General features: G+C 34.2%; 1 protein-coding gene. It reads right to left on the bottom strand.

Going from position 1 to position 240, the window contains the following annotated elements; translation table 11 throughout:
• Positions 1–15: 15 nt before the first annotated feature.
• On the bottom strand, positions 16–240 hold a 225-nt coding region (locus HMPREF0693_RS19325; protein ID WP_004247186.1), incomplete at its 5' end, for a hypothetical protein.

The raw sequence follows: 240 nt of genomic DNA, 5'->3' as shown, positions 1-240 counted from the left end.
GGCGCGCAATTATGCCTATCTCTGAGCTTGCTGTCTAGTCCTGATGATAAAAAAAATGTTTTTTTTATTTGTTTGCTTAAACTTCAGTCGAATTTTGCCTAAAAAACGATAACTTATTAATTTAGTGGTTAAATTTTGTGAGTTTTTGCTTTGTGATGATGGTGCTTTACAGATAAAAGCGATGAATAAAGGCGAGAAAAAGATAAGAAAAAACCCGTTACCTCTTACGAGATAACGGGC

The organism is Proteus mirabilis ATCC 29906, assembly GCF_000160755.1.
In the GTDB taxonomy this organism is placed as follows: domain Bacteria; phylum Pseudomonadota; class Gammaproteobacteria; order Enterobacterales; family Enterobacteriaceae; genus Proteus; species Proteus mirabilis.
Note: the sequence above shows the minus strand (reverse complement) of the source record. Positions and strands in the feature narration are given on the sequence as shown.